General features: G+C 69.0%; 21 protein-coding genes. 9 read left to right on the top strand and 12 right to left on the bottom strand.

Annotated elements, in window-relative coordinates; all coding sequences use genetic code 11:
• Positions 1 to 59: 59 nt before the first annotated feature.
• Both FEK34_RS07425 and FEK34_RS07420 read left to right on the top strand, forming a co-directional pair.
• Complete coding sequence (locus FEK34_RS07425; RefSeq protein WP_138447130.1) at positions 60 to 491, top strand: VOC family protein; 432 nt, start codon at positions 60 to 62, stop codon at positions 489 to 491.
• Positions 491 to 1243, top strand: coding sequence for a hypothetical protein (locus FEK34_RS07420; RefSeq protein WP_138447129.1), 753 nt, complete (start codon positions 491 to 493; stop codon positions 1241 to 1243). The genes FEK34_RS07425 and FEK34_RS07420 overlap by 1 nt, the downstream gene beginning before the upstream one ends.
• Here the strand turns inward: FEK34_RS07420 and FEK34_RS07415 are convergent.
• On the bottom strand, positions 1173 to 2534 hold the full coding sequence (locus FEK34_RS07415; RefSeq protein ID WP_138447128.1) for a DUF2252 domain-containing protein: 1362 nt from the start codon (positions 2532 to 2534) through the stop codon (positions 1173 to 1175). The genes FEK34_RS07420 and FEK34_RS07415 overlap by 71 nt on opposite strands.
• A gap of 387 nt (positions 2535 to 2921) precedes the next feature.
• Here FEK34_RS07415 and FEK34_RS07410 point away from each other — a divergent pair, with 387 nt between their 5' ends.
• Positions 2922 to 3269, top strand: coding sequence for a hypothetical protein (locus FEK34_RS07410; protein WP_138447127.1), 348 nt, complete (start codon positions 2922 to 2924; stop codon positions 3267 to 3269).
• 66 nt (positions 3270 to 3335) lie between these two features.
• Here the strand turns inward: FEK34_RS07410 and ilvC are convergent, their stop codons facing one another.
• The 3 genes from ilvC to FEK34_RS07395 form a co-directional block, all read right to left on the bottom strand.
• Positions 3336 to 4337, bottom strand: a complete 1002-nt coding sequence (gene ilvC, locus FEK34_RS07405) for a ketol-acid reductoisomerase (protein WP_171048118.1) — start codon at positions 4335 to 4337, stop codon at positions 3336 to 3338.
• A gap of 153 nt (positions 4338 to 4490) precedes the next feature.
• Positions 4491 to 4994 (bottom strand): acetolactate synthase small subunit, encoded by a 504-nt coding sequence (ilvN, locus tag FEK34_RS07400; protein WP_014352179.1) that lies wholly within the window; start codon positions 4992 to 4994, stop codon positions 4491 to 4493.
• Positions 4991 to 6958, bottom strand: coding sequence for an acetolactate synthase large subunit (locus FEK34_RS07395; protein ID WP_138447125.1), 1968 nt, complete (start codon positions 6956 to 6958; stop codon positions 4991 to 4993). The genes ilvN and FEK34_RS07395 overlap by 4 nt, the downstream gene beginning before the upstream one ends.
• Positions 6959 to 7290: 332 nt before the next feature.
• Between FEK34_RS07395 and FEK34_RS07390 the strand changes: the two genes are divergently transcribed.
• Entirely contained in the window at positions 7291 to 7905 is a 615-nt protein-coding gene (locus FEK34_RS07390; RefSeq protein WP_212748722.1) for a PH domain-containing protein, read from the top strand.
• A 162-nt stretch (positions 7906 to 8067) separates the two neighbouring features.
• Positions 8068 to 9909 carry a dihydroxy-acid dehydratase gene (ilvD, locus tag FEK34_RS07385; RefSeq protein WP_138447124.1) on the top strand — a complete coding sequence of 614 codons (1842 nt, stop codon included), beginning with the start codon at positions 8068 to 8070 and terminating at the stop codon, positions 9907 to 9909.
• A gap of 77 nt (positions 9910 to 9986) precedes the next feature.
• Here ilvD and FEK34_RS07380 read toward each other — a convergent pair whose 3' ends face one another.
• Positions 9987 to 10889: a DoxX family protein gene (locus FEK34_RS07380; RefSeq protein WP_138447123.1), complete on the bottom strand. Its 903-nt coding sequence runs from the start codon at positions 10887 to 10889 to the stop codon at positions 9987 to 9989.
• Positions 10890 to 11014: 125 nt separating this feature from the next.
• Between FEK34_RS07380 and FEK34_RS07375 the strand changes: the two genes are divergently transcribed.
• Positions 11015 to 12127 (top strand): PQQ-dependent sugar dehydrogenase, encoded by a 1113-nt coding sequence (locus FEK34_RS07375; RefSeq protein WP_138447122.1) that lies wholly within the window; start codon positions 11015 to 11017, stop codon positions 12125 to 12127.
• Positions 12128 to 12325: 198 nt separating this feature from the next.
• Here the strand turns inward: FEK34_RS07375 and gatB are convergent, their stop codons facing one another.
• The 7 genes from gatB to FEK34_RS07340 all read right to left on the bottom strand — a co-directional run bounded on the left by gatB (position 12326) and on the right by FEK34_RS07340 (position 22000).
• A complete protein-coding gene (gene gatB, locus FEK34_RS07370; RefSeq protein WP_138447121.1) occupies positions 12326 to 13834 on the bottom strand; it encodes an Asp-tRNA(Asn)/Glu-tRNA(Gln) amidotransferase subunit GatB in 1509 nt (502 codons plus the stop codon).
• A 65-nt stretch (positions 13835 to 13899) separates the two neighbouring features.
• Positions 13900 to 15306 carry an alpha/beta hydrolase family protein gene (locus FEK34_RS07365; RefSeq protein ID WP_171048081.1) on the bottom strand — a complete coding sequence of 469 codons (1407 nt, stop codon included), beginning with the start codon at positions 15304 to 15306 and terminating at the stop codon, positions 13900 to 13902.
• Positions 15307 to 15377: 71 nt separating this feature from the next.
• Entirely contained in the window at positions 15378 to 16412 is a 1035-nt protein-coding gene (locus FEK34_RS07360; protein ID WP_138447120.1) for an ATP-dependent 6-phosphofructokinase, read from the bottom strand.
• 76 nt (positions 16413 to 16488) lie between these two features.
• Positions 16489 to 17391, bottom strand: a complete 903-nt coding sequence (locus tag FEK34_RS07355) for a hypothetical protein (RefSeq protein WP_249358842.1) — start codon at positions 17389 to 17391, stop codon at positions 16489 to 16491.
• Between the two features lie 212 nt (positions 17392 to 17603).
• On the bottom strand, positions 17604 to 19853 hold the full coding sequence (locus tag FEK34_RS30390) for a serine/threonine-protein kinase (protein WP_212748730.1): 2250 nt from the start codon (positions 19851 to 19853) through the stop codon (positions 17604 to 17606).
• A gap of 78 nt (positions 19854 to 19931) precedes the next feature.
• A complete protein-coding gene (locus tag FEK34_RS07345; RefSeq protein ID WP_138447119.1) occupies positions 19932 to 20615 on the bottom strand; it encodes a response regulator in 684 nt (227 codons plus the stop codon).
• Positions 20612 to 22000: a sensor histidine kinase gene (locus tag FEK34_RS07340; protein WP_138447118.1), complete on the bottom strand. Its 1389-nt coding sequence runs from the start codon at positions 21998 to 22000 to the stop codon at positions 20612 to 20614. Before FEK34_RS07340 ends, FEK34_RS07345 begins: the two co-directional genes overlap by 4 nt.
• Positions 22001 to 22198: 198 nt before the next feature.
• On the opposite strand from FEK34_RS07340, the gene FEK34_RS07335 reads away from it, so the two are divergent.
• The 3 genes from FEK34_RS07335 (at position 22199) to FEK34_RS07325 (ending at position 25799) form a co-directional block, all read left to right on the top strand.
• On the top strand, positions 22199 to 22519 hold the full coding sequence (locus FEK34_RS07335; protein WP_138447117.1) for a hypothetical protein: 321 nt from the start codon (positions 22199 to 22201) through the stop codon (positions 22517 to 22519).
• A gap of 83 nt (positions 22520 to 22602) precedes the next feature.
• On the top strand, positions 22603 to 23310 hold the full coding sequence (locus FEK34_RS07330) for an ABC transporter ATP-binding protein (protein ID WP_138447116.1): 708 nt from the start codon (positions 22603 to 22605) through the stop codon (positions 23308 to 23310).
• Complete coding sequence (locus FEK34_RS07325; RefSeq protein WP_138447115.1) at positions 23307 to 25799, top strand: FtsX-like permease family protein; 2493 nt, start codon at positions 23307 to 23309, stop codon at positions 25797 to 25799. Before FEK34_RS07330 ends, FEK34_RS07325 begins: the two co-directional genes overlap by 4 nt.
• Positions 25800 to 25863 lie beyond the last annotated feature (64 nt).

Here is a 25863-nt window from a genome sequence, read left to right as displayed (position 1 = left end):
CCTCACCTCGGCAGCCCCGAGCCGTCGTCCGCCGATCGATCACCCCCTCGGAGTCCCGCATGTCGCTTGCCACCAGCCTCGTCCACCACATCCGTTTGACCGTCACCGATCTCCAACGCTCGCGTGAGTTCTACGAAGACGTGCTCGGCTTCGAGGTGGCGGCCGAGTCGCCCGGAAACCCGGCCGACCCACTCGTCCGCGCCGACCCCTTCCAGCTCTACGGCGGCGTCGTCTTCCAGACCCCCGGCGGAATGCTGCTCGGGCTGCGACCGGTCGCCGACCCGGACGATCACTTCGATTCCGAGCGCGTCGGTCTCGACCACCTCAGCTTCACCGTCGATTCCCGCGAGGACCTGATCAAGGCCATCGCCCGCTTCGACGAGGCGGGTGTGGAGCACGGGGACATCGTCGAGATGGACCAATTCGGCATCGCGATTCTCGGCTTCAACGATCCCGACAGTATCCACCTCGAACTGACCGCGGCGATCTGATGAGCCTACGGACACGCACCTGTACCGACGTCGATCTACCGCCGTTTCCGCAGCTCTGGGCCCGATGGGCGGCGATGTCGGCTGCCTTCGCCGCCTCGGGGTCGCAGTGGGGGCCGCGCATGTTGCCGTCGCTGGCATGGTTCGAAAGCTCCGGCAACAGCGGCTCTACGCTGTACGCCCTGCCCGGCGGCCGCGCGGTGCTCTCCGGTGGCGTGTGGACATCGGACGCTCTGCGATTCGACGACGATGCACCGCCACCGGTGCACCCCGAGCCGCCGGACTGGGCCGTCGACCCGATGCTCAATCCACACGCCGACACCGGTCTCACCGCGTTCTGCTACTGGTGGGATGCCGGGCGTTGGTGCCGCGCCGACTCTCCCTCGGTGGCGCAGTCGGCTTCGGCGCTGCCCGGCCTGTGGACCACCGATTCGGTCGCCGAGCTGATCACCTGCCTGGCCACCGGCCGCCCCAACGACGAACAACGCGCGCACGCGATCACCCTGATCTGTGCCGCCGAGATCGGCGCGGTCACCCATGACACGGTGGCGAATGTCTTCGGCGACAACGACATATTCGATCTGGACGCCGCCATGGATCAGTTCGAGATGGCGGGACTCACCGCGCATCAGACCGCGACCCGCGCGGTCACGCAATGCCTGCGCGGCCCGGCCACCCCGCGGTTCAGTACGGGTTCGCCGCAGCTTCGACGCGTCCGGATTCGATGGCCTCGACCAGCGCTCGGTGATCGCTGACGGTCTGATCGGCGTAGGCGAGGGCGAAGGCGGCCATGGCTCGGTCGAACGCATCGCCGGACCCGAGATAGTCGGCGATGGCGATGCGGTCGCCCGAGCGGGCATGGGCCCGGGCGAGGGTGTGCCCGCACAGTGCGGCGTACTGGCGCAGGCCCGCGCGTGACATCGCGTCGATCTCGGCGGAGCCCTTCATATCGCGCAGCTGCCGCCAGTAGAAGTGGCGGCCCTGCGGTCCGGCGATCCAGCCGAGGAAGATATCGCTCGCGGTCTGCATCAACCGCTGCCCGTGCACCACGCGGTGGCCGTGATTGTGGAACACACTCGGCGCCAGATGCGCTGCGAGCACCGATTCCTCGGCCTCCTTCACCTGCAGAAACAGCGGGCCGCCGGTATCGCGGTCGATGAGCAGCACCACGAAACAGCGGGTGCCGACGCTGCCGACGCCAACTACTTTGCGCGCGAAATCCACGATCCGGTACCGGTTCACCAGCACCCGGCGTTCCTCGGGCAGCGAACGCCGATAGGCGGCGAAGACCTCCTCGACGGCATCGGCGTCGGCGTCGGCGACCGGGGTGAGCAGTGACGGTTGCTGCCGGATGCGCAGACGACCGTCCGGACCGAGCTCGGTGAGCTTGTGCAGCGCCTGGAGGCTGGTACGGCGACGGGCGGCATCCAGGCTCTTCTCGACGTTCTTGCGGCGCTTCGGTTTACGCACCAGATCGACTAGGGTGTCGGCGTCGACCTGCTCGTACCAGACCTCGAGGGAGTCGAGTCCGGCCAGCCGTCGCATGCCTTCGCGGTAGGCCGCTGCCGCAGTGCGCGCCGACCCGGCGGCCTCGTCATCGGTGCTGCCGTTGGCTCGTGCGGCGACCGCGATGCTGGCCACCAGCCGTTTCACGTCCCATTCGAAGGGACCGGGCAGCGTTTCGTCGAAATCGTTGAGGTCGAAGACGAGCGAGCGTTCCGGCGAGGCGAAGACACCGAAGTTGGACAGGTGGGCGTCGCCGCACAGTTGCACCGTCAGGCCGGTGTTCGGGGTGGCCGCCAGGTCGGCGGCCATGATCGCGGGCGCGCCGCGCAGGAACGGGAAGTGACCGGCGGCCATCCGGGCATAGCGGATCGGCACCAGCTCGGGGACCCGGGTGGCCGCCTGCCGTTCCAGGATGGCGATCGGGTCGCGATCGGCGGGCAGGCGCACCTCGCCCAACGCGGAACGCGGCACCTGCGCACGCACCGCGCGACCATCGTGCTCGCGTATCGACGGCGGAGCATCGACCACCGTATTCGTCATCCACACAGTCTTGCCCGCCACCTGCGACAACACAATGACACCGCGAAATCCGGTGTGTCCCCTATTGCCCCCGACCCGTCCGGCGTGCCCGGATGGGTGGCGTCTCATCCATTCGAATGATCCTCGAACACAAACCTGCCCACACCCGTGACCTTTGCGCTGAAGTGCGCAAGAGTAGGACATGTGTCACCGCTGCTCGGCCCTCTCGTCGACCTCGTCGGCCGGCCGGGATCCGGTGTCATCCGAGCCCGAACCGCCTCGGCCCGCGTGCGCGCTCACGCCTCGTCCGCGCGAACCACGCACATCCCGGACATACGGTCAGGGTCTCGAGTCACGGCGAAGGGCTGCGATCGGCAAGCATCGCGGCCGGCTGGAAAGGAAACGACAGTGTTCACGACTACCTCGTCCACGGCGGTACGCCGGACGGCGGCCCGCGTCGCCATCGCAGGCGCTATCACGGTGTTTCCGCTGGCAGCGGTTGCGGCCCCGGCCGCGGCCGACCCCGCGACGGCGCCTCCGGGTGTGACCCAGGTCGACCGGCCGCATCACGGCTGGGACAACCCATGGGAGCACGACCGCAAGTGGGACCATGACCGCAAGTGTGGTCACGACAAGTGGGACCACGACCGCAAGTGCGATCACGACCGGAACTGGGATTGGGATCGCGGCCGCGGCAACGACCCACTGTGGCGGCTGCTGCAGCAGCTGCTGCCGAGCGGATCGTTCGGCCGGTGATCTGATCACCCCATGCGAAAGGGCCCGTCCGCCATCGGCGAACGGGCCCTTTCTCGCGAGCGGAACTTACGCGGTCTCGGTGATCGGGCGATCGACCCAGCTCATCAGGCCGCGCAGCTTGGCGCCGGTGACCTCGATCGGGTGCTCGGCGTTCTTCTTACGCAGCGCCTCGAGCTCCTTGTTGCCGCCCTCGACGTTGGCGACCAGGCGCTTGACGAAGGTGCCGTCCTGGATGTCCTTGAGGATGTCCTGCATCCGCTTCTTGGTGTCGGCGTCGATGACCCGCGGGCCCGACAGGTAGCCACCGAACTCGGCGGTGTCGGAGACCGAGTAGTTCATCCGCGCGATGCCGCCCTCGTACATCAGGTCGACGATCAACTTCAGCTCGTGCAGCACCTCGAAGTAGGCCATCTCCGGCGCGTAACCGGCCTCGACCATGACCTCGAAACCGGTCTTGACCAGTTCCTCGGTGCCACCGCAGAGCACGGCCTGCTCACCGAACAGGTCGGTCTCGGTCTCTTCCTTGAAGGTGGTCTTGATGACGCCCGCGCGGGTGCCACCGATCGCCTTGGCGTAGGACAGCGCCAGCGCCTGGCCCTCACCCTTCGGGTCCTGATCGACCGCGATCAGCGCCGGAACACCCTTGCCGTCGACGAACTGACGACGCACCAGGTGGCCGGGGCCCTTCGGCGCCACCATGCCGATGGTGACGTTGGCCGGCGGCTTGATCAGGCCGAAGTGGATGTTGAGGCCGTGGCCGAAGAACAGCGCGTCGCCGTCCTTCAGGTTCGGCTCGATGTCATTGGTGAAGATCGACGCCTGGGCGGTGTCGGGGGCCAGCACCATGATCACGTCGGCCCACGCGGAAACCTCGGCGGGGGTGCCGACGGTCAGCCCGGCCTCCTCGGCCTTCGGCCGCGACTTCGAGCCCTCGGCGAGGCCGACGCGGACCTCGACACCCGAGTCGCGCAGGCTCAGCGAGTGCGCGTGGCCCTGGCTGCCGTAACCGATCACCGCGACCTTGCGGCCCTGGATGATCGACAGATCGGCATCGTCGTCGTAGAACATCTCGACTGCCACTGTTGTGGTTCCCTTCGGATCATCCCCGCAGACGCGGGGAACACGATGTGCGCGACGTGCGCGCTTGTACAACGGTTTGTGTTCGAAACCCCGCCTGCGCGGGGAGCAGCGACGAGGCCGAGCCGTCGATCGCCACCAACTTTAGCGGGTTGCCGTGATCGACTTCGGCCCGCGTCCGACCGCCACCACACCGGACTGCACGATCTCACGGATGCCGTACGGTTCCAGCATCCGCAGCAGCGCGTCGAGCTTGGACCGGGTTCCGGTCGCCTCGACGGTGAGCGCGTCCGGGGACACGTCGATGACCTTCGCCCGGAAGAGCGTAACGGCCTCGATCACCTGGGTGCGCACGCTGGCGTCGGCGCGCACTTTCACCAGGATCAGCTCGCGGGCCACCGAGGCCTCGGCGTCCTGCTCGACGATCTTGATGACGTTGACCAGCTTGTTGAGCTGCTTGGTCACCTGCTCGAGCGGCAGATCCTCGACGGTGACGACGATCGTCATCCGGGAGATGTCGGGAACCTCGGTGCCGCCGACCGCCAGCGATTCGATGTTGAAGCCGCGGCGAGAGAACAGGCTCGCCACTCGCGCCAGCACGCCCGGTTTGTCCTCGACGAGGACGCTGAGGGTGTGGGTGCTGCTCATTCTTGGTTCCCCTCGCTGGTCTGTGCGCCCGCGTCGGCGGGACGGCCGGCCTGGCTGCGGTCATGGGACAGGGCCTCGTGGATGACGGCGGGCTCGGCGGCGGTCTCGTCCTCGTCGAACAGCGGACGGATGCCGCGGGCGGCCATGATCTCGTCGTTGCTGGTGCCCGCGGCGACCATCGGCCACACCTGGGCGTCCTTGCCGACGATGAAGTCGATGACGACCGGGCGGTCGTTGATCGACTGCGCCTCCCGGATCGCGGCCTCGACGTCTTCTTCCTTCTCCACCCGGATGCCGTGGCAGCCCAGCGCTTCGGCGAGCTTCACGAAGTCCGGGATGCGCAGGGTGTGGGTGCCGAGGTCGGTGTTGGAGTAGCGCTCCTCGTAGAACAGGGTCTGCCACTGGCGGACCATGCCGAGGTTGCCGTTGTTGATCAGCGCGACCTTGATCGGCACGCCCTCCACCGCGCAGGTGGCCAGCTCCTGGTTGGTCATCTGGAAGCAGCCGTCACCGTCGACCGCCCAGACCTCCTTGTCCGGTGCGCCCATCTTGGCGCCCATGGCGGCCGGGACGGCGTAGCCCATGGTGCCGAGGCCACCGGAGTTGAGCCAGGTGCGCGGCTTCTCGTACTTGATGAACTGGGCGGCCCACATCTGGTGCTGGCCGACGCCGGCGCAGTAGATCGCGTCGGGTCCGGCCAGGCGGCCCAGCGCGTCGATGACGAACTCCGGCGACAGCGAGCCGTCGCTTGGCGCGGTCCAGCCCAGCGGGTAGGCGTCGCGGATGCCGTCGAGGTAGGTCCACCATTCGGTCAGCTCGAACGGCATGGTCTGGGCCGGATCGGACTTCAGGGTCTCGATCAGCTCGATGATCACCTCGCGGCAGTCGCCGACGATCGGGACGTCGGCGTGCCGGTTCTTGCCGATCTCGGCGGGGTCGATATCGGCGTGGATGACCTTGGCGCCGGGCGCGAAGGAGTCCAGTTGACCGGTCACCCGGTCGTCGAACCGGGCGCCGAGGGTGATCAGCAGATCCGACTTCTGCAACGCCGCCACCGCGGCCACCGACCCGTGCATGCCGGGCATGCCGCAGTGCAGGCGGTGGCTGTCGGGGAACGCGCCGCGCGCCATCAGCGTGGTCACCACCGGGATGCCGGTCAGTTCCGCCAGCTCCAGCAGCTCGGCCGAGGCGTCGGCCTTGATCACACCACCGCCGACGTAGAGCACCGGAGCCTTGGCCTCGGCGATCAGCCGGGCGGCCTCACGCACCTGCTTGCCGTGCGGCTTGGTAACCGGGCGGTAGCCGGGCAGCCGCATCTCCGGCGGCCAGCTGAAGGTGGTCTGCGCCTGCAGCACGTCCTTGGGGATGTCGACCAGCACCGCGCCCGGACGGCCGCTGGAGGCCAGGTAGAACGCCTCGGCGATCATGCGCGGGATGTCGGCGCCGTCGGTGATCAGGAAGTTGTGCTTGGTGATCGGCATGGTGATGCCGGAGATGTCGGCTTCCTGGAAGGCATCGGTGCCGATGAGCCCGCGACCGACCTGACCGGTGATCGCGACGATCGGCACCGAGTCCATCTGGGCGTCGGCGATCGGGGTGACCAGGTTGGTGGCGCCGGGACCGGAGGTCGCCATGCAGACACCGACCTTGCCGGTGGCCTGGGCGTACCCGGTGGCGGCGTGACCGGCGCCCTGCTCGTGGCGCACCAGGACGTGACGCACCTTGGTCGAGTCGAACAGCGGGTCGTAGACGGGCAGGATGGCGCCGCCGGGAATGCCGAATACGGTGTCGACGCCGAGCTCCTCGAGCGAGCGGACGACCGACTGCGCGCCGGCGACCCGCTCGGGCGGGAGCTGGCGGCGGTTGGCCGTGGTCGTCGCGGGAGTACCGGCAGCTGCCGGCTGGTTCGCCGAAGGCGCTGGCCTGCGGGCCGAGGGCCCGGGCCGGGCGGTTGGTGCGCTCACCGTCTTGGTTCCTTACCTCTTGTCGTTATGACCCCGGGCGAGCCGCGAGTGGCGGTGCCTGCCCGTCCGGACAGCGGTCATGGTCCGAACACAAAAAAGCCCCCGACAGCACATGGCTGTTCGAGGGTGGCGCGTCGCAGTGCGAGCTGACGTATCAGGTAGTCGGGCTCAACGCTGGACGCGCCGGCCGATTACGAGCAACTCGTTTCGATTCACGCGCATGACGGTATTTGTGCGTGAGGTGAAGAGTCAAACTGCTGGCCTACGCCGTCCCATTATGTGGGACGACAGTGGGTGCTCGAGTCCGTCCACCATGATGCGAGGATGGTGGTGTGTCATCACCGCATCAGTCCGTGCCACCGGCTAAATCGTCCCACACGTCCGACGCGGCGCCGGATACGGGTGGTCAGGCGAGCGAGGGCACACCGGCCCGTGTCATCCGCATCACACGACTGAACTTCATCGGCGTGTTGGTGCTGGTGCTGTGCGTGTTCTTCCCGTTCGTCGGCTGGCCCGCCGCGCTGTGGTGGCTGTTCGCGCTGCCGATCGCGGTGTCGGTGTGGATTCTGCGCACCCAGACCACGGTCTCCGGCGCCGGACTGGATCTGCGCACGGTCTTCGGCTCCCGCCATATCGACTGGGCGCAGGTGCGCGGCATCCGTATTCCCAAGCGTGGGTATGTCCGGGTGCACCTCGACGACGACAGTGAGGTCAAATTGCCGGCGGTAAGCTACGACCGGTTGCGCGAACTGGTGGACGCTTCGGGCGGACGAATCCCCGACCCGTTCGCCGGGCCCGCGGAGCCGATCGAATCGGCGGAGGCCACTACCGATGGCACCACCGAGCCCAGTTCGGGCGCCGACCCGACCACGGGCGGCGACACACCGACCCCCAGCGAGGCCGATACCGCGGCCGCACGCGACACCGACACCACCCCGGGCAGCTGATCCCCGCTCCCCCACCGGCACACAGCCCGTGCCAGGTGCGGGAGTAACGTCGAGGAAACGCCGAGCAGTGCGTCGGCCGGACCGCCGGGCATCCCCGGCTGATCCGCCGAGCCGCTCGACGTCGTCGCATCCCAGCCCCCGCGACCCACCGAGGACCCACCCATGCCACCGCTTCGTTCACGAACCACCACCATCGGCCGCAATGCCGCAGGCGCCCGCGCCCTGTGGCGGGCCACCGGTATGACCGACTCCGATTTCGGTAAGCCGATCGTCGCCATCGCCAACTCCTACACCCAGTTCGTGCCAGGGCACGTGCACCTCAAGGACGTCGGCGAGATCGTCGCCGACGCGGTGCGCGAAGCCGGCGGTGTGCCGCGCGAGTTCCACACCATCGCCGTCGACGACGGCATCGCCATGGGCCACGGCGGCATGCTGTACTCGCTGCCCAGCCGCGAGATCATCGCCGACTCGGTGGAATACATGGTGAACGCGCACACCGCCGACGCGCTGGTGTGCATCTCCAACTGCGACAAGATCACCCCCGGCATGCTCAATGCCGCCATGCGGCTCAACATCCCCGCGGTGTTCGTTTCCGGCGGCCCGATGGAGGCCGGCAAGGCCGTCGTGGTCGGCGGTGTCGCGCAGGCCCCGACCGACCTCGTCACCGCGATCTCGGCGAGCGCCAACTCCGCGGTCACCGATGAGGGACTCGACGAGGTCGAGCGCAGCGCCTGCCCGACCTGCGGTTCATGCTCGGGCATGTTCACCGCGAACTCGATGAACTGCCTCACCGAAGCACTCGGACTCGCCCTGCCCGGCAACGGATCCACCCTCGCCACCCACGCCGCACGCCGTGCCCTGTTCGAGAAGGCGGGGCGCGTCATCATCGACATCGCCACCCGCTGGTACCGCGACGACGACGCCTCGGTGCTGCCGCGCAATGTCGCCAATGCCAAGGCTTTCCGCAATGCGATGGCCCTCGACGTCGCGATGGGCGGTTCCACCAACACCGTGCTGCACACCCTGGCCGCCGCGCAGGAGGGTGAGATCGACTTCGACCTGAACACCATCGAAGAGATCAGCCGCCGGGTGCCCACCCTGTCGAAGGTGGCGCCGAACTCCGACTACCACATGGAAGACGTGCACCGCGCCGGCGGCATCCCCGCGCTGCTGGGCGAGCTGCGGCGGGCGAACCTGCTGGAAACCGATGTGACCACGGTGCACACCGCGAGCTTCGACGAATGGCTCGACACCTGGGACATCCGCTCCGGCAAGGCCTCCGAGGAGGCCATCGAACTGTTCCACGCCGCGCCGGGCGGGGTGCGCACCACCGAGCCGTTCTCCACCGACAACCGCTGGTCCTCGCTCGACACCGACGCCGCCAACGGCTGCATCCGCGACCTCGAGCACGCCTACACCGCCGAGGGCGGACTGGTCGTGCTGCGCGGCAATATCGCCCCCGACGGCGCGATCCTCAAGACCGCGGGCATCGACGAGGAACTGTTCACCTTCCAGGGGCCGGCCGTGGTGGTCGAATCCCAAGAGGAGGCCGTGTCGGTGATCCTGGCCAAGAAGATCAAGCCCGGCGATGTGATCGTGGTGCGCTACGAGGGTCCGGCCGGCGGCCCCGGCATGCAGGAGATGCTGCACCCCACCGCGTTCCTCAAGGGCTCGGGCCTCGGTAAGGAATGCGCGCTGATCACCGATGGCCGCTTCTCCGGCGGCACCTCGGGCCTGTCGATCGGCCACATCTCCCCCGAGGCGGCCAGTGGCGGCGTCATCGGTCTGGTGGAGGACGGCGATCAGATCCGCATCGACGTCGCCAGCCGCACCCTCGAGGTGCTGGTCGACGACGCCGTGCTGGCCGACCGTCGCGCCAAGATGGAGGCGCGGGAGAACCCGTGGCAGCCGGTCAACCGGGACCGGCCGGTGACCACCGCGCTGCGCGCGTACGCCGCGATGGCGACCTCGGCCGACAAGGGTGCGGTGCGGTACGTGAAGTAGGCGCGCGACTTCGGCCATGAAGAAGGGCGCTCCCGTCAGCTGACGGGAGCGCCCTTCTTGTTGCTTCGCGCGTTCGCTCAGTCGAAGGGGCCGATGCCGACCAGAGGGTTGCCGCCGTGCAGGTACCAGTAGGCGCCCGCGGCCGCGGCGATCGCGAGCAGCAGCACGACGAACGAGCCCCAGGCGGGACGGGTGGCCCAGCCGCGGTTGCGGTCGAGGGCCCAGCGGCCGGGACCGGTCAGGATGATGACCGCGGCGGTGCCGGCGAGGATGGTCTCCAGCTCGACCGCGCCGGTGCCCTGCGTGTACTGGAAGTCTGGGTGCATGCCCTGCTTCCAAGCCCAGGCGTCCAGAATGACGGCCAGCACGGCGCCAGCGGCCAGCGGCGTGGCCAAGCCGAGGATGAGCAGGATGCCGCCGCCGACCTCACCGGCGATGAGCATCGCGGCCGACAGCGACGGATGATCCCAGCCGCCCTTCTCCATCATCTGGCGGGTGCCGTCGATGCCGGGGCCGTCGAACCACCCCGCCAGCTTCTGCATGCCGTGATAGAGGAAGGTGCCGCCGACGACCAGCCGCAGCAGGAACAGACCGAGATCGAGGGTGCCGCGCCGGTTGTCGCCATTGCGGCGACGCACTCGGTTGGCCGCGGCGCCGGTGGGCGGCGCAGCGGCGGGCGGAATGCTGGCATAGGCGTAGGTGGCGTCCGGGTCGGTGCTCTTCGCATCGGAGTCGTTCGCGGCGGCGTCCTTCGCGGAGGCGGCGCCGGAGCCGGGGGCGTCGACCTCGGGGTCTAGCCCCAGCTCCTCTTCGGTGCGCGGGATCTGCTTGGTCATCTTCGGGCGCTCGTCGCCCACCGCGGGGAACTCACCGGTCGGTGAATCGTAGGGGCTGCCGACGCCGCCCTCCGACGATGACACCGCACGCTGCTCCGCCGTGCTCGCAGCGGATTCGGGCTCGTCTTTCGACTTGTCGCTCACCCGTTCAGCCTAAGCCGCGCGCGCCCGCCGGTTAACCCTCTCGAGCGACGGCGTGTCCGGTTGACCTGTTTCGGCCACGCGGGTGGGCAGGCGCGCGGGCGGAGGTTTCCGTTACGTTTGGGGGTATGAAGTCGGTTGGCGCGAGGCGCTTGGTGGTGGGGGTGGTGCTCGGCTCGATGCTGCTGGGTGGCTGCGCGCGGTTCGACGATTCCGCGTCCAGTCCGTTCACGCCCGAGCCGACGCTGCACGGCGCGAATATCGAGCCGAAGAAGCCCGATCGGCCGCCGACCTCGACAACCCGCCCGAGCGGACCGTGCATCGACCCCGATCCGGCGGTGGTGGCGACGTGTCTGGACACCACCGGCGGCCTGGTCTCGCTCGGCGGGTCCGCGCTGGTCACCGAGCGGCGCACCGGACGGATCATGAAGGTGGTGCCCGAGCAGCCGCCGGTGGAGATCGCGCGCGTCGAGGTCGACGGTTCCGGCGACGGCGGACTCACCGATCTCGCGCTCTCGCCCACCTACGGCGAGGACGGCCTGCTCTACGCCTACATCACCACCGGCAGCGATAACCGGGTGGTGCGGATCGCCGAGGGCGGCGGCGCGCCCAAGCCGGTGCTGACCGGAATCCCGAAGGGCGCCACCGGTAATCGCGGGGCCATCGAGTTCACCGCACCGGACCGGATGCTGGTGCTCACCGGCGACGCGGGCAATCCCGGCGCGGCGGCGGCGCAGTCGTCGCTGGCGGGCAAGCTGCTGCGGGTGAATTCGCCCAGCCCCAACGGTTCGGCGTCACCGGAGGTGGTGATCTCCGGGATCGGCACCGCGGGCGATATCTGCCTCGACAGCACCCAAGGTGTCTGGATCACCGACCGCACCGCCACCGAGGACCGGTTGCAACGGCTGGCACCCGACGGCGCCGTCAGCACGGCGTGGACCTGGCCGGATCGTCCCGGTGTCGCGGGCTGCGCGGCGGCGGCCGACGGAGTGGCGATCGCACTGACCGGCGCGAAGGCGCTGGCGCTGGCCGTCACCGATCCGGATACACACGCGGTGACCGCGGCGCCCACGCTGGTGGCGCAGGACAAGTACGGACAGCTCAGCGGTGCGGCCTCCGGCGGCGACGGGACGATCTGGGTGTCCACCGTCAACAAGAACGAGGGCGGCACGCCGGGGCCGTTCGACGACCGCGTCGTGCGAATCCCGCCGCCGGCCGCAGGAGGCGGCGGGCCGGACTGATCCCGCTCGCCGGTCCGATCATCGCGAATGGTCGCGGTGATCGGACGGCTCAGGAAGTGAATCGGGCGCAGCGGAGGTAGCCGGCCCAGCAGGTGCACGGCACGCCAGATGAAGCCGCAAGCCCGGAAGATGCGGCCCACAACGCAGAAACGCCCTGCCCGCTGATCCAGCGGACAGGGCGTTTTCGGCTGCGATAGATCAGGCGCCGCAGGCGGCCAGCACGAGTTCGCGGACGCGGGCCGCGTCGGCCTGGCCGCGGGTGGCCTTCATGACGTCACCGACGATCTTGCCCGCGGCCTGCACCTTGCCCGAGCGGATCTTGTCGGCGATATCGGGGTTGGCGGCCAGGGCCTTGTCGACCTCGGCCTGCAGGGCGCCCTCATCGCTGACCATGCCGAGGCCCTTGGCCTCCACGATCTGCGCCGGATCGCCCTCACCGGCCAGTACGAAGTCCACGACCTGCTTGGCGACCTTGTTGTTCACCGTCTTGGCCTCGACCAGCGTGATCACCTCCGCCACCTGTGCGGGGGTGATCGGCAGATCCTCAAGCGCGACCTCGCGTTCCTTGGCCTTCTCGGTCAGGTAGGCCACCCACCAGGAGCGGGCCTCGTTGGCGGGTGCGCCCGCGTCGACGGTGGCGATGATCAGGTCGAGGGCGCCGGCGTTGACCAGATCGCGCATCACCTCATCCGACAGGCCCCAGTCGGACTGGATACGGGCGCGGCGCAGCCACGGGTATTCCGGAATCGTGGTGCGCAACTGCTCGATCCACTCGGCATCCGGGGCGACCGGACGCAGATCCGGCTCGGGGAAATAGCGGTAGTCCTCGGCGGTCTCCTTGCGGCGCCCGGGCGAGGTCGAGCCGTCGGACTCGTGGAAATGCCTGGTCTCCTGCACGATCGAACCGCCGGAGGCGAGTACCGCTGCCTGGCGGCGCATCTCGTAGCGGACCGCCACCTCGACGCTGCGCAGCGAGTTGACGTTCTTGGTCTCGGTGCGGGTGCCGAATTCGGTGGCGCCGACCGGCATCAGCGAGACATTGGCGTCACAGCGCAGCGAGCCCTGCTCCATCTTCACGTCGGAGACGTGCAGCGACTTCAGCAGATCACGCAGCGCCGTCACATACGCGCGGGCCACCTCCGGCGCCCGCTCCCCCGCACCGGTGATCGGCTTGGTGACGATCTCGATCAGCGGCACCCCGGCCCGGTTGTAATCGAGCAGCGAATGGCTGGCGCCGTGGATGCGGCCGGTCGCGCCACCGATGTGCACCGACTTGCCGGTGTCTTCTTCCATATGCGCGCGCTCGATGTCGACGCGGAAGGTGCTGCCGTCGTCGAGCACCACATCCAGGTGCCCGTCGGTGGCGATGGGCTCGTCGTACTGGCTGATCTGGTAGTTCTTCGGCTGGTCCGGGTAGAAGTAGTTCTTGCGCGCGAACCGGCCCCACGGGGTGATCGAACAGTTGAGCGCCAGACCGATGCGGATGGCCGACTCGACGGCCTTCTCGTTCACCACCGGCAGCGAGCCGGGCAGGCCGAGGCACACCGGGCACACCTGAGTATTCGGTTCGGCGCCGAACTCGGTGGGGCACCCGCAGAACATCTTGGTCGCGGTGGACAGCTCGACGTGAACCTCCATGCCGAGCACCGGCTCGTACCGGGTCACGACATCGGCGTAATCCATCAGCTCGACGGTAGGTGCGCTCATGGCGAACAGTCTATGTAAGGGCTACCGGCGGGCGCGCCGACGGTCCACGCACGCGCGGCACGCGGTTATTTCGCCGGCACCCGCTGGATGAGCCAGTCCTGCACGTAGTCGAGCACCTCCGGCGCGATGGTGGTCTCGATGGTCGAATATTCGCTGGGCAACCCGGTTCCGGCGGGCTGCATCAGGTGGTTGAGTCCCGGGAAGGTGTGCACGGTGGCGTCCGGGTTGCCCGCGAGCAGATCGCGCATGGGCTGTTCGTTCTGGCTCGGCAGCACCTGCAGATCCTTCTCGCCGAAGAAGGCGAGCACCGGCACCCGCAGCGCCGACAGCGCGGGCGCGGGGTCGTAGCTCATGAACGACGTCATCGACGGGGTGAGCAGCGCATCGATCTGTTCGTCGGTCATCCGCTGGCCTTCCGGCAGCGTCTCGTTGTGCTCGCGCGCCACCTGCCTGGCCTTGTCGAGATCGCCTGCCCGCATCGCGTCGGCCAGCGCGGTGATGTAGTCGACCTGCGCGTCGGTCTCCTCCGGCGACGCCCCGCCCGCCGCGAACAGTGCGCGGTTCTGTTCGATCAGCACATCCCCGCCGGGGACGGAGGGGCCGGCCATCAGGATGGCGAACGCCACCCCGCTGTCGGGCTTCGAGGCGACCAGCGGGGCGAGGTAGCCTCCCTCGCTGTGCCCGAACAGGCCGACGCGCGCCGGGTCGATATCGCCGCGGCTACGCAGATAGTCCACGCCGGCCGCGGCATCGCCCGCCAGGTCGTCGTAGGTGGCCTGGTCCAGGTTGCCGCTGGTGCCGCCGACACCACGGTCATCGGTGCGCAGCACGGCGTACCCGGCGCGGGTGAGGGTATCGGCGATCAGCAGAAACGGCTTGTGCCCGAACAGTTCCTCGTTGCGATCCTGCGGGCCGCTGCCGGTCAGCATCAGCACCGCCGGAAACGGGCCCTCGCCGTCCGGCTTGGTGAGCGTGCCCGCGATGGTGATGTCGCCGTTGGAGTAGGTGACGTCCTCGGAGACGTACGGGAACGGCGGTTTCGGTTCCTGCGGCCGGGCGGCGGCGGCAATCGCGCCCCTGTCCATCACCAGCTTGAACGTCTGCCCGGACTGGGTGAAGTCACCGGTGATCTGTCCGGCGGCGGAATCGAGACGGCCGTGGAAGGTGGGATCACCCGGTATGTCGGGAATGGTGAACTCCACCTGGTCGGCCTTCGCGGTGACCGCCGACAGCGGGGCATCGGCGACGCCCTGGGACGGGATGTCGATCGTCGCGCTGTCGACGGCGCTGAAGTTCACCCCGACCTCGAGCGGCTGCCCGGGCACGTCGATCTTGCCGTGCCAGTCGCCGAGCACCGGGTTCTCCACACTCGAGCCGGGATCGGAGCCCGACCCCGAATCCTCCGAGCAGCCGGCCACGAACATCGCGGCCACCACGGACAGCACCAGTACCGCCACTCGTCGCGCACGCATGATCTTCACAGTACTGATCGCGCACGCGTTTCCGGGGAAGGTTCGCGGCGATGCGGCGCCGGGCGGATCGCTCAGCCGAAGAACGCCTCGGCTTCCCGATACCGCTCGGCCGGGACCCGCTTGAGCTGCTTGGTGGCCTCCGACAGCGGCACAAGGCCGATCTCGGTACCGCGCAGCGCGACCATCTGCCCGAAATGCCCGGCGTGCACGGCCTCGGCGGCATGCAGGCCGAAACGCGTGGCCAGCACCCGGTCGTAGGGGGTGGGGCTGCCGCCGCGCTGCACGTGCCCGAGCACCGTGGTGCGGACTTCCTTGCCGATCCGGCGCTCGATCTCCACACCCAATTGCTGGGCGACGCCGGTGAACCGCTCGTGCCCGAACTCGTCGATTCCACCTTCACGCAGGGTGAATCCGGAATCCGGCGCGGGATGCGATCCTTCGGCCACCACACAGATGAAATGCTTGTCGCCGCGCTGGAAACGGCGCTTGATCATCGCGCACACCTGCTGCACGTCGAACGGAACCTCCGGTACGAGCGTGAGGTGTGCGCCCGCGGCCATGCCGGCGTGGATCGCGATCCAGCCCGCGTGCCTGCCCATGACCTCGACCAGCATGACCCGCTGATGCGATTCCGCGGTGGTGTGCAACCGGTCGATCGCCTCGGTGGCGATGGCCAGCGCGGTGTCGTGGCCGAATGTGACGTCGGTGCAGTCGATGTCGTTATCGATGGTTTTGGGCACGCCGACGACCGGCACACCCTCGTCGGACAGCCAGCTGGCCGCGGTGAGGGTGCCTTCGCCGCCGATCGGGATGAGGGCCTCGATGCCGTTGTCGTCGAGGGTCTGCTGGATCCGGCCGAGCCCGTCGCGCAGCACGTCGGGATTGGTGCGTGCGGTTCCGAGCATGGTGCCGCCCTTGTTGAGCAGCCGGTCGGTTCGGTCGTCGTTCAAGATCTGGATCTTGCGATCCTCGAGTAGGCCGCGCCAGCCGTCCTGGAAACCGACGATCGCGTCACCGTAACGCCCGTTCGCGGTGCGTACGACGGCGCGGATCACAGCATTCAGCCCTGGGCAGTCTCCGCCTCCGGTCAAGACTCCGATGCGCATGGCCGCTATCTTGCCTCGCATCGGGCCTCGATGGAGCCCCGCCCCCGTGAACGATGAGTAACAGTGACCGCCGGACTCAGGCCGGGCACTGCCCGCCGCTGAGTTCGCGCAGATGCTGCGAAATCAACGTCGCCATCTTGTTCAGCATGGTCATCCCGTCGGAGAAGTTGCCCGACGCGGGCTGGGCGGCGAACGCGACCGCGATCTGCCCGCCCGCCGCCGGGACCAGGCCGAATTGGCGCACCAGATAGGCGCCTTCGGCATCGGGGCCCCAGCCGCCCTTGAAATCGGCGGTCTCGAAGACCGAACCCAGCCCCCACTGGTGATTCGGAATGATCTGTCCCATCAAGGCGACGACCTCCGCCGAGTCCGGCAGGCACGGCAGCCGCGAGGCGAAGCGCACCTGATCGGCCAGTGCCCATTCGGCCTGGCCGAAGGCCGAGAACTCCGCCCTGGCCTTGGTGGCGGGAACGGTGGTGACCGCGTCACCGCCCTCGCGCAACACCGACTGCACCGCCTGCGCCGCCTCCTGCGGGGTGCCCAGCGACTGCCACAGCGCGTCGGCCGCGGAGTTGTCGGAGGCGGTGATGGCGGCGGTCGTCGAATACGACGGGCTGCCCTGGCTCTTGCGCAGCGCGGCAATGGCCAACGGCACCTTCATCGTCGACCACGCCGGACCGGTGGTCCAATCACCGAAGGTCACCAGCTTTTCCCCGCCGACCGGCATGATCGCCAGGCCGAGCCGCCCCTGCTGGCTCTTGCTCAGCTCGGCGATGTCGGCGGCCAGCGTCCCGGGGACGACGATCGACAGGCCCTCGTGCTCGGCCTTGGCCGCAGCCTCGGTGACACTCGGCATGGCCGGGGTCTCGGGCTCGGTCTCGCTGCCGCACGAGACCACCAGTAGCGCGGTCAGCACGGCGACGACCAGGGCCGTCCGCTGTCGCATCTTCGGGAAGCGTCCCGCTTGTTCAGTTGGCATGTTTCGACACATTCTGGTTGCGATCTCCCCCCGGTCTCGGTGTCGGTGCAGCATCCGAAAACCGTACTCGTCCGGCGCCCGGGCCGCCTGTTGCGTTGCTGCGGCAACGGCCCGGGGCGCCGAGAATACCCGATGGCTCGCGACCGAACCCGGTTACGCACAACCGATCTCGCCGTCGCGACTGCTGGACAATCGACCGGATTCGCCTGACCTCAGTACACGTACACCACGGCGTTGTCCCCGCCGGTGCAAGTGACGAGCCGATCCTGCTCCGAACAGCTCATGGTGTAGGTCCGGCCGGTGATAGGGCTGGCGGCGACGACCGACGCGGGCGCGCTACCGCGTCCGCCGCCGGCTGCCGCGGCGTAGGCCTTGCGGACCTCCTCGGCGAACTCGCAGCTGGTCACCTGGGTGCCTGCCGCGGCATTGGCGAAGGCGACCGTCTGCGGCGGACCGCATGGACGGGCGCCCGGTGGCAGCGCGATCGGTGTCGGCCGGGCCGAGGTGGTCGAGGTCCTGGCCGAGCCCGTGGCACCGCCGGTGCGCGCCGCTGCCGACGTGGGCGCGGCGGCGGTGGTCTGCGCGGTGGTCGATTCGGAGTCATCGGAGCCGAACATCTGCAGGCCGACCACGGCGCCGATGGCGATGACGGCGACCACCAGCACGCCGATCACGATCGGCAGCACCACGGAACGGCGGCGGCCCTGTGGTGCGTACGGGTCGTGCGCGTAGGGGTCGGGTGCGTAGGGATCGGGCTGGTATCCGGCGGGCGGGTAGCCGCCGGGTGGGTAGCCACCCTGGTCGGCGGCGTATTCCTCGCCGTAGCCGCCGCCGGCAGGTCGATCGGGCGTCCCGTATCCGGCGGGCTCGCCGTACGACGGAGGCGGAGGTGCGCCGTAGCCGGCGGGCTGGGGGTAGCCCGGCGACGATCCGTAACCGGGAGCCGGTTCCACGGGTGCGCCGTAGATTCGGGTTTCCTGATCGGCGGGGTAGCCGCCCGAGGGCCGGTCGTCCGGGCGATCGTCGTCAGGGCCGGTACCGAAGCCACCGGCACCGAAGACGCGGGTCTCACGATCTGCCGGATAGCCACCGCGATCGGGTTCGTCACGGTAGTCGCCTGCGCCAGGATGGCGGGCGGTGGGCGCGGATTCGGCGGCGCCGTAGACGCGCGTCGTCTCACTGGGCGGATATGGCGCATCGCTGCCGCCGCGGCCGCGCATTCCGGCACCCGACTCGTCGCCGGCGCCGGTGGATGCCGCGGCGGCGAGCCCGCCGAGCAGGGTGGGGGCGGCCGGGCTCGCATAGTCGTTCATATCCGCTCGCGCGGCGGGATCGACCGCGGGATGCAGTTGCGCGCCCTCGTACAGGTGTGCGTCGGGGAACGGGCGCACCTGCGGCACCGGGCCGGTTCCCGGCGCCACCCCGATCTCCTGGGTCGGCAGGGTGAACTGGGTTTCGGTGGGGCTCACCTCGGTCGGTCCGCTCGGGCGGATGACGGGCAACGACACTTCGCCGGTCGACTCCGGTGCCACCGCGCTGAGCTCACCGGTCCGCGACGGGTCCGGAGGGCGCACCACCAACCTCGCGAAACCGCCTGTCGCGGGAGCCGATCCGGCGGCAGGCGCACCGGCCGCGGCAGGCAGCGCGGCCCGCGCGGCGCGAGCGAGTTCGGTCGCGGTGGGGAACCGATCGTTCGGGTCCTTGGCCATGCCGCGCGCGATCACCGCGTCCAGTGCGGCGGGCACGCCCGGACGTTGCACGCTCGGGCGGGGAGGTGGTTCGGCCAGATGCGATCGGATCAGCACGCTCATGCTGGCCGCCGGGAACGGCGAGGCGCCGGTGAGGCATTCGTGCAGCACGCAGGCCAGCGAATAGATATCGGCGCGGCTGGTGACCGGGCCGATGTCGAATCGTTCCGGGGCCATGTAGGTGTAGGAACCGATGGCGACGCCGACCATGGTGATGGCGCTGTCGCCTTCGGTGTGGGCGATGCCGAAATCGGCGAGGTAGGCGAAGCCGGCCTCGGTGACCAGGATGTTGGCGGGTTTGACGTCGCGGTGCACGAGCCCGTCGGCGTGCGCGGCGTCGAGGGCGGCGGCGATCTGCTCGATGACCGACACCGCGCGATGCGGGCTCAGCGCGCCGCTGGTCTGCAGGATGGTGCGCAGATCCGAGCCCGGCACCAGCCGCATGTCGATGAACAGCCTGCCGTCGATCACGCCCCAGTCGTGAATGGGGATGATGTGCGGTTCGGCCAGCCGCGCCGCGGCCTGCGATTCGCGCCGGAACCGGACCTGGTACTCCGGATCCTGGGCCAGCTCGTCGGAGAGCAGTTTGAGCGCGACTACCCGGTCCTTGACCGTGTCGTAGGCCTCGTAGACCTCACCCATACCCCCCTTGCCCAGCAACGACCGCAACTCGTACGGCCCGAACCGTTTTCCCACGTCGGACCCAGGTGCCACCACCGGTGTCAATCCTCCACTCCCGGGCGCTGGTCGCGGCCGCCTGCGACCGTGCGGTCTGGACGCCGAACCTGCCCGTCAGACAGTGGATTGTCCTGGTGAGACCACCCCGTGGTCAAACGCGAACACGATCGCGGCGGCCCGGTCGCGCAGATCCAGCTTGCCGAATATGTGTCCGACATGGCTTTTCACGGTGACCTCGGAGATGCCGAGTTCACGTGCGATTTCGGAGTTGACTCGGCCGCGGCCGATGAGCTCGAGGACTTCGTACTCGCGGGCGGTCAGCTCGGCCAGCCTGGCATCGGTCGGTGTCGCCGGGCGCACCGTGCGGTAGGCCGATAGCACCCGGCCGGTCACCGCCGGGTCGAGCCAGGCGCCGCCGCCGGCCACGGTGCGCACGGCGCGGATGAGATCTTCGGCCGGGGAATCCTTGAGGATGAATCCGGCCGCACCGGCGCGCAGCGCCCCGGACAGCAGTTGATCGTCGTCGAAGGTCGTCAGTACCAGCACCGGCGGTGCGTCGGGGCGCATGCGGACCAGCCGGGTGGCCTCGATGCCGCCGACCCGCTTCATCCGCAGATCCATCAGGATGACGTCGGGAGGTTCGGCCGAGATGGCAGGAACGACCTCGTCGCCGTCAGCGCATTCGGTGATGAGGAAACCGTCGCGGCGGCGCAGGATCCGGCGCAGACCACCGCGCACCAACTCCTGGTCGTCGACCACCAGTACCGCGATCGTGGTCTCCGTTGCCGCAGTGGTCACGCGTTCTCCTGCCTGATGGGCTCACTCGGCCCGAAGGCCACATCATGATCGCGCCGCTGCTTCGGCCCAAGGGTGACCGGCAGCCCGCCGGTCAACCACCCGCAGAGGGCGCTCGTCCGTGGCGGGGCGTGCGGAAATCGCGCCTCGACCGACCAGCCGTCGCCGTCGGGGCCCGCGGTCATCCGGCCGCCGAGCAGTTCGGCCCGGTGGCGCATCCCGGTCAGCCCCATTCCTGTCCCGACGGTGAGTGAGCCCGCGGGCAAGGTGTTGGCGATCGCCAGGGTGACCGTCGCGGGATCGACCGTCAGCCGGAAGCGGACGTCGGCGCCGGGCGCGTGCTTGGCGATATTGGCCAGCGACTCCTGGCCGATGCGGAAGAGCGCGAGGCCGACGGCGGCGGAGACCGAGTCGAGGTCGCCGGTGATCTTCGCGTCGATGGACAGCCCGGCCCGCGCGAAATCATCGATCAGGGCGGCGAGGTCGTCGGCGCTCGGTTCGGCCAGGTGTTTGGACGGCCCGTCCAGCAACCCGACGGTGCGGCGGATATCGGCCATGGCCTGCCGGCCGAGACGTTCGGCGTCGGTCAGCGCGTCGACTGCCTCGTCGACATCGCGGTCGGTCTGGAGCGAGTGCCGTGCGGCGGTGAGATGCAACAGGGTGACGCTGAGCGAATGCGCGATGACGTCGTGCACCTCGCGGGCGATGCGCCTGCGTTCCTCGGCGGCCGCCTGAGCAGCGCGGATGCCCTGGTATTCGCGTTCCTGATAGAGGAACCGTCGCTGTGATTGCAGCATCACGCCGACCATCCAGCCGAGCACGATGCCCAGCGCGTACATCGGCATGCCCTCGAAGGGCACCGAATCCTCGAGCCAGGGCAGCTTGCCGAAGCTGTCGAACACCACGAGCATGCCGATCGAGGCCACCACGAAAGGCACGCTGACCCGTTTCGAGGAGATCGCCGCGACCTCGCCTGCCGCGACGACCAGCACGAAGGGCGCGAAATCGGCGGGAACGGGCTGTGCGAGATACATCCCGGTGGCGACCAGCGAGGTCACCATCAGCTGGGCCGGTGTGGGGACCACGCCGAGGAACGCGAACAGCGGCAGCGAGGCGAACAACAACACCAGCGCCAGCAGCGGCAGCGCCGAAGGGAAGTATTCGTGCCGCTGGATGGTGGCCGCGATGCCGGTGAGCAGGAACGCCAGGTCGGCGATGATGACCACGCCGGGCGGATAGTCGAACGGCAGTTCGTCGAGATTGCGCCGGAACACCGCCCGCGGACTGCGCACGAACGCCACGATCCGATCGCGGATGCGCCCGCTCTCGCGGAACGGCGCCACCGGGCCGACGAACCCCGGCTCGGGTGTGACGCTGCTCGCACTCATCCTGTCAGGATATTCGCCCCGCCGGCTCCGGCACATCGTCCCGGGAACGGCCCGGCCTCCACCCACGGTAGGAGAAGGATTCGCGTCCCTGGCACGACGACAACGCCACGGCCGCGTTTGTAGCGTGAATTCCACGCACTCGAGTGTCGTGGATCCCCACACAAACCCGAAGGCCCAGCTCACGAAAGGCCAGAAGCCATGACCTGGGAAGACCAGCACACCCGCATCGACATCATGCACACCGTGCTCGCTCGCGCTGCGATCGATCCGCACCGCCCGGACCTCTTCGACGGCCTGCCCGACCTCGACCGCCTCTTCGGCGGGCAGGCGGGGCTGCTGCTGGCTCTGCGCAACAGGTGGAACGTGCACCTGGAAGCCAAGCTGGACGAGGCATACGAGCAGGGCAGGCCCGAACTCGAGGCCTACCTCGAACTGTGCGCGGAGCAACCCGAACTGCACGCCCTGCTCGAGGGCCCGAACAGACGCCACCCGAGCGCATCCGAGGCGATGGCACGGTAGCGTCGCACCGGCCGATCCCGGAGGCGTGTTCGAACACGCGCCTACCCAACGAAATACACGCTAGAGAGAGGGCGGGGAACGCGATGACGCAACCAGCCGTGCTGGAACTGTCGAACGTCAACAAGGAGTATCTGGTCGGCGACCAGGTGGTACGCGCCCTCGACGGGATCAGCCTGAACATCGCGGCGGGCGAGTTCACCTCGATCATCGGTCCGTCCGGCTCGGGCAAGAGCACGCTGCTGCATCTGCTCGGCGCGCTCGACAGTCCCGACTCGGGCTCGATCCGATTCCAGGGTGAGGAGATCGGCAGCCTCGACGAGGAGCGTCAATCCGAATTCCGCAGGCACCGGGTCGGTTTCGTGTTCCAGTTCTTCAATCTGCTCCCTACGCTGTCGGCCTGGGAGAACGTCGCTATCCCGAAGTTGCTCGACGGCACCGGACTACGCAAGGCCAAGCCGCGAGCCCTGGAGCTGCTGGAGCGGGTCGGTTTGGCCGAGCGGGCCGAGCACCGGCCCGCGGAATTGTCCGGTGGCCAGATGCAGCGCGTGGCGGTGGCGCGGTCGCTGATCATGGACCCACCGCTGATCCTGGCCGACGAGCCCACCGGCAACCTCGATTCAAAAACCGGCGCCTCGATCCTCGAATTGCTCGGTGAGGTAGCCGGATCCGGCAATTCGGTGGTGATGGTGACCCACGATATGGGTGCGGTCCGCTACTGCGACCGGGTGATCACCCTGCGCGACGGCAAGATCGGCTCCGACGAGCGCGCCGAGCGGACGGTCAACGCATGATCCGCGCCGCCTGGGACCGGCTACGGCTGTTCAATATCGGCGAACTACTCGCCCACCGTGGGCGCACCATGATGTCGCTCACGGTCATGGGTGTCTCGGCCGGCCTGCTGGTGTCGGTACTGAGCATTTCGGGCTCGGTCACCGGATCGGTCGACCGGCTCACCCGCGGACTCGGCGGCGACGCGGTCCTCGAGATCACCGGCGTCACCGACGCGGGCTTCGAGCAGGCGCTGCTGGCGCCGATAGCCACCACACCGGGCGTCGACCGTGCGGTGCCGATGTTGCGCGCCCAGGTCGGCACGGGCGACGACCGCGCGTTGCTGATCGGCGCCGACGCCTCCGTGGCCGCCCTCGGCAGCGAACTGGCCGGGCCGATGAGCGCCCAGGCCGGGAAACTGCTCTCGGTGCCCAACGGGGTACTGGTCGGCGACGGGCTCGGCCGCGCCGAAGGTGAACGGTTCCAGCTGGGATCGGCCACCGTCACCGTCGCCGGGGTGCTCGACCCCGAGACCTCCGGCAAACTCAACTCCGGCCATATCGTGGCCGCGCCGTTGCCGCTGGCACAGCAGATCACCGATCGGGCGGGGCGGCTGGATTCGGTGCAGATCCTCGCCGCACCCGGCGCCGATATCGATGCGTTGCGCGCCGCGCTGACCGATGCGGTCGGCGGGCGAGCAGTGGTCGCCGATCCGGGATTGCGCACCGCGCAGGCCGGCGGCGCGATCATGATCGTGCGGTATTCGACGCTGATGGCCTCGGCCGCCGCGCTGATCGTGTCGGCGTTCCTCATCTACAACGCGATGAGCATGGCGGTGGCCCAGCGCAGGCCCACCCTGTCGCTGCTGCGCGCGATCGGCGGCAAACGCGGGCCGATGGTGCGCGATCTGCTGGTCGAGGCCGCCCTGCTCGGCTTGTTCGGCGGTGCGGTGGGCGCGGTGGTCGGCATGTTCATGGGCCGGGTCTCGATCGAACAGTTGCCCGCGGCGATCGTGCAATCGGTCGAGGCGCGCACCGAGTACATGGTTCCCGGTTACGCGGTGCCGCTGGCGATCGCGGCGTGTGTGCTGGCCAGTGTCGCCGCCGCGAGTATCGCCGCACGTCAGGTGTACAAGGTGCAGCCGATCGAGGCGCTGGTGCCGATCGGGGTCGGCCGCAGCGATGCCGCGAGCCCGGTGCTGCGCTGGGCCGCGGCCGTTCTCGGTACCGGGCTGGCCGTCGCGGCGGTCGTCATCGCACGCACCGATCTCGGTCGCTATTCGCTGGCCGCCATCTCGCTGTCGTTCGCCGCCGCGGTCGCGCTGTGTTTCGCCGCGACCGGTCCGATCGTGCGCGCGTCGGCCGTGGTGGCACGCTGGTTCGGCGCACCCGGTGCGTTGGGCGCGACCACGCTCGAACGGGCGCCGCGCCGGGTGTGGGCGACGATGATGACGGTGATGATCGGTGTCGCGGCCACCGTCGCGATGGGTGGGGCGTCGAGCAATATGGTCGACTCGGCGACCGCCTCGTTCGAGGATCTCGGCGATACCGATCTCTACGTGAGCCCGGTGTCGATGGAACAGTTCCCGACCGGCCCGCTGCTACCGGACGGCCTGGTGGACAAGATCGCCGCCCTCCCCGAGGTGGAGCAGGCGCGGGCGGGACAGATGGCGTTCGCGACCCTCGGCACCGGACGGGTGATGTTGCAGGGATACCCCTCCGACGTCGTCACCCAGGTGCAGGGCTCGATCACGCCGTCCAGCGCCGAGCAAATGGGCACCGGCGCGGGTGTAGTACTCTCCCGCGATGTTTCGCGCTCGCTCGGCGCCGAGGTGGGCGACGAGTTGACGCTGCCGACCCCGACCGGCGACCACACGGTGCGGGTGGTGCAGGTGATCCCGTACTTCTCGGTGATCTCCGGCATTGTGGTGATGGACATTTCACGACTGCACGAGTGGTATCAGCGGCCCGGTGAAACGATCATCGGCATCGATCTGAAACCGGGCGTGGACGTCGCAGCGGCGAAAGCCACGATCCGGGAACTGGCCGGGCCGGATGTGAGTATCCAGACCGGAGGCGAAGCCGTGGACGCGATTTCGGCGAGCCTGCGGCAGGGCACGTCGATGAGCAATGCCATCCTCTGGATCGTGGTGCTGGTGGCGACGGTGGCGCTGCTGAACACCTTGATGCTGTCGGTGCTGGACCGGCGCCGCGAACTCGGTGTGCTGCGGGCCATGGGCACCGGACGCAAGTTCCTGCTGCGCTCGGTGCTGGCCGAGGCGGCGGGCATCGGCATCACCGGCGCGGCCATCGGTCTGGTGGTCGGCGTGGTGGTGCAGTACCTGTCCACCACCGCCATCGGCCATGCGATGACCATCGACATCGTGTGGGAACCGAGCCCGCTGCTGCTGGTCTACGGCATCATCGCCCTGCTGCTCGCCCTGCTCGGCTCCATCCCGCCCGCACTGCGCGCGGCGCGGATGCCGATCGTGGAGGCATTGGCCGTCGACTGATCCGAAACCCGAACGGCCCGGTGCGCACATCACCGCGCTCCGGGCCGTTTGCTTTCGAAGCGGC

This window comes from Nocardia cyriacigeorgica, assembly GCF_005863245.1.
Lineage (GTDB): Bacteria > Actinomycetota > Actinomycetes > Mycobacteriales > Mycobacteriaceae > Nocardia > Nocardia cyriacigeorgica_C.
Note: the sequence above shows the minus strand (reverse complement) of the source record. Positions and strands in the feature narration are given on the sequence as shown.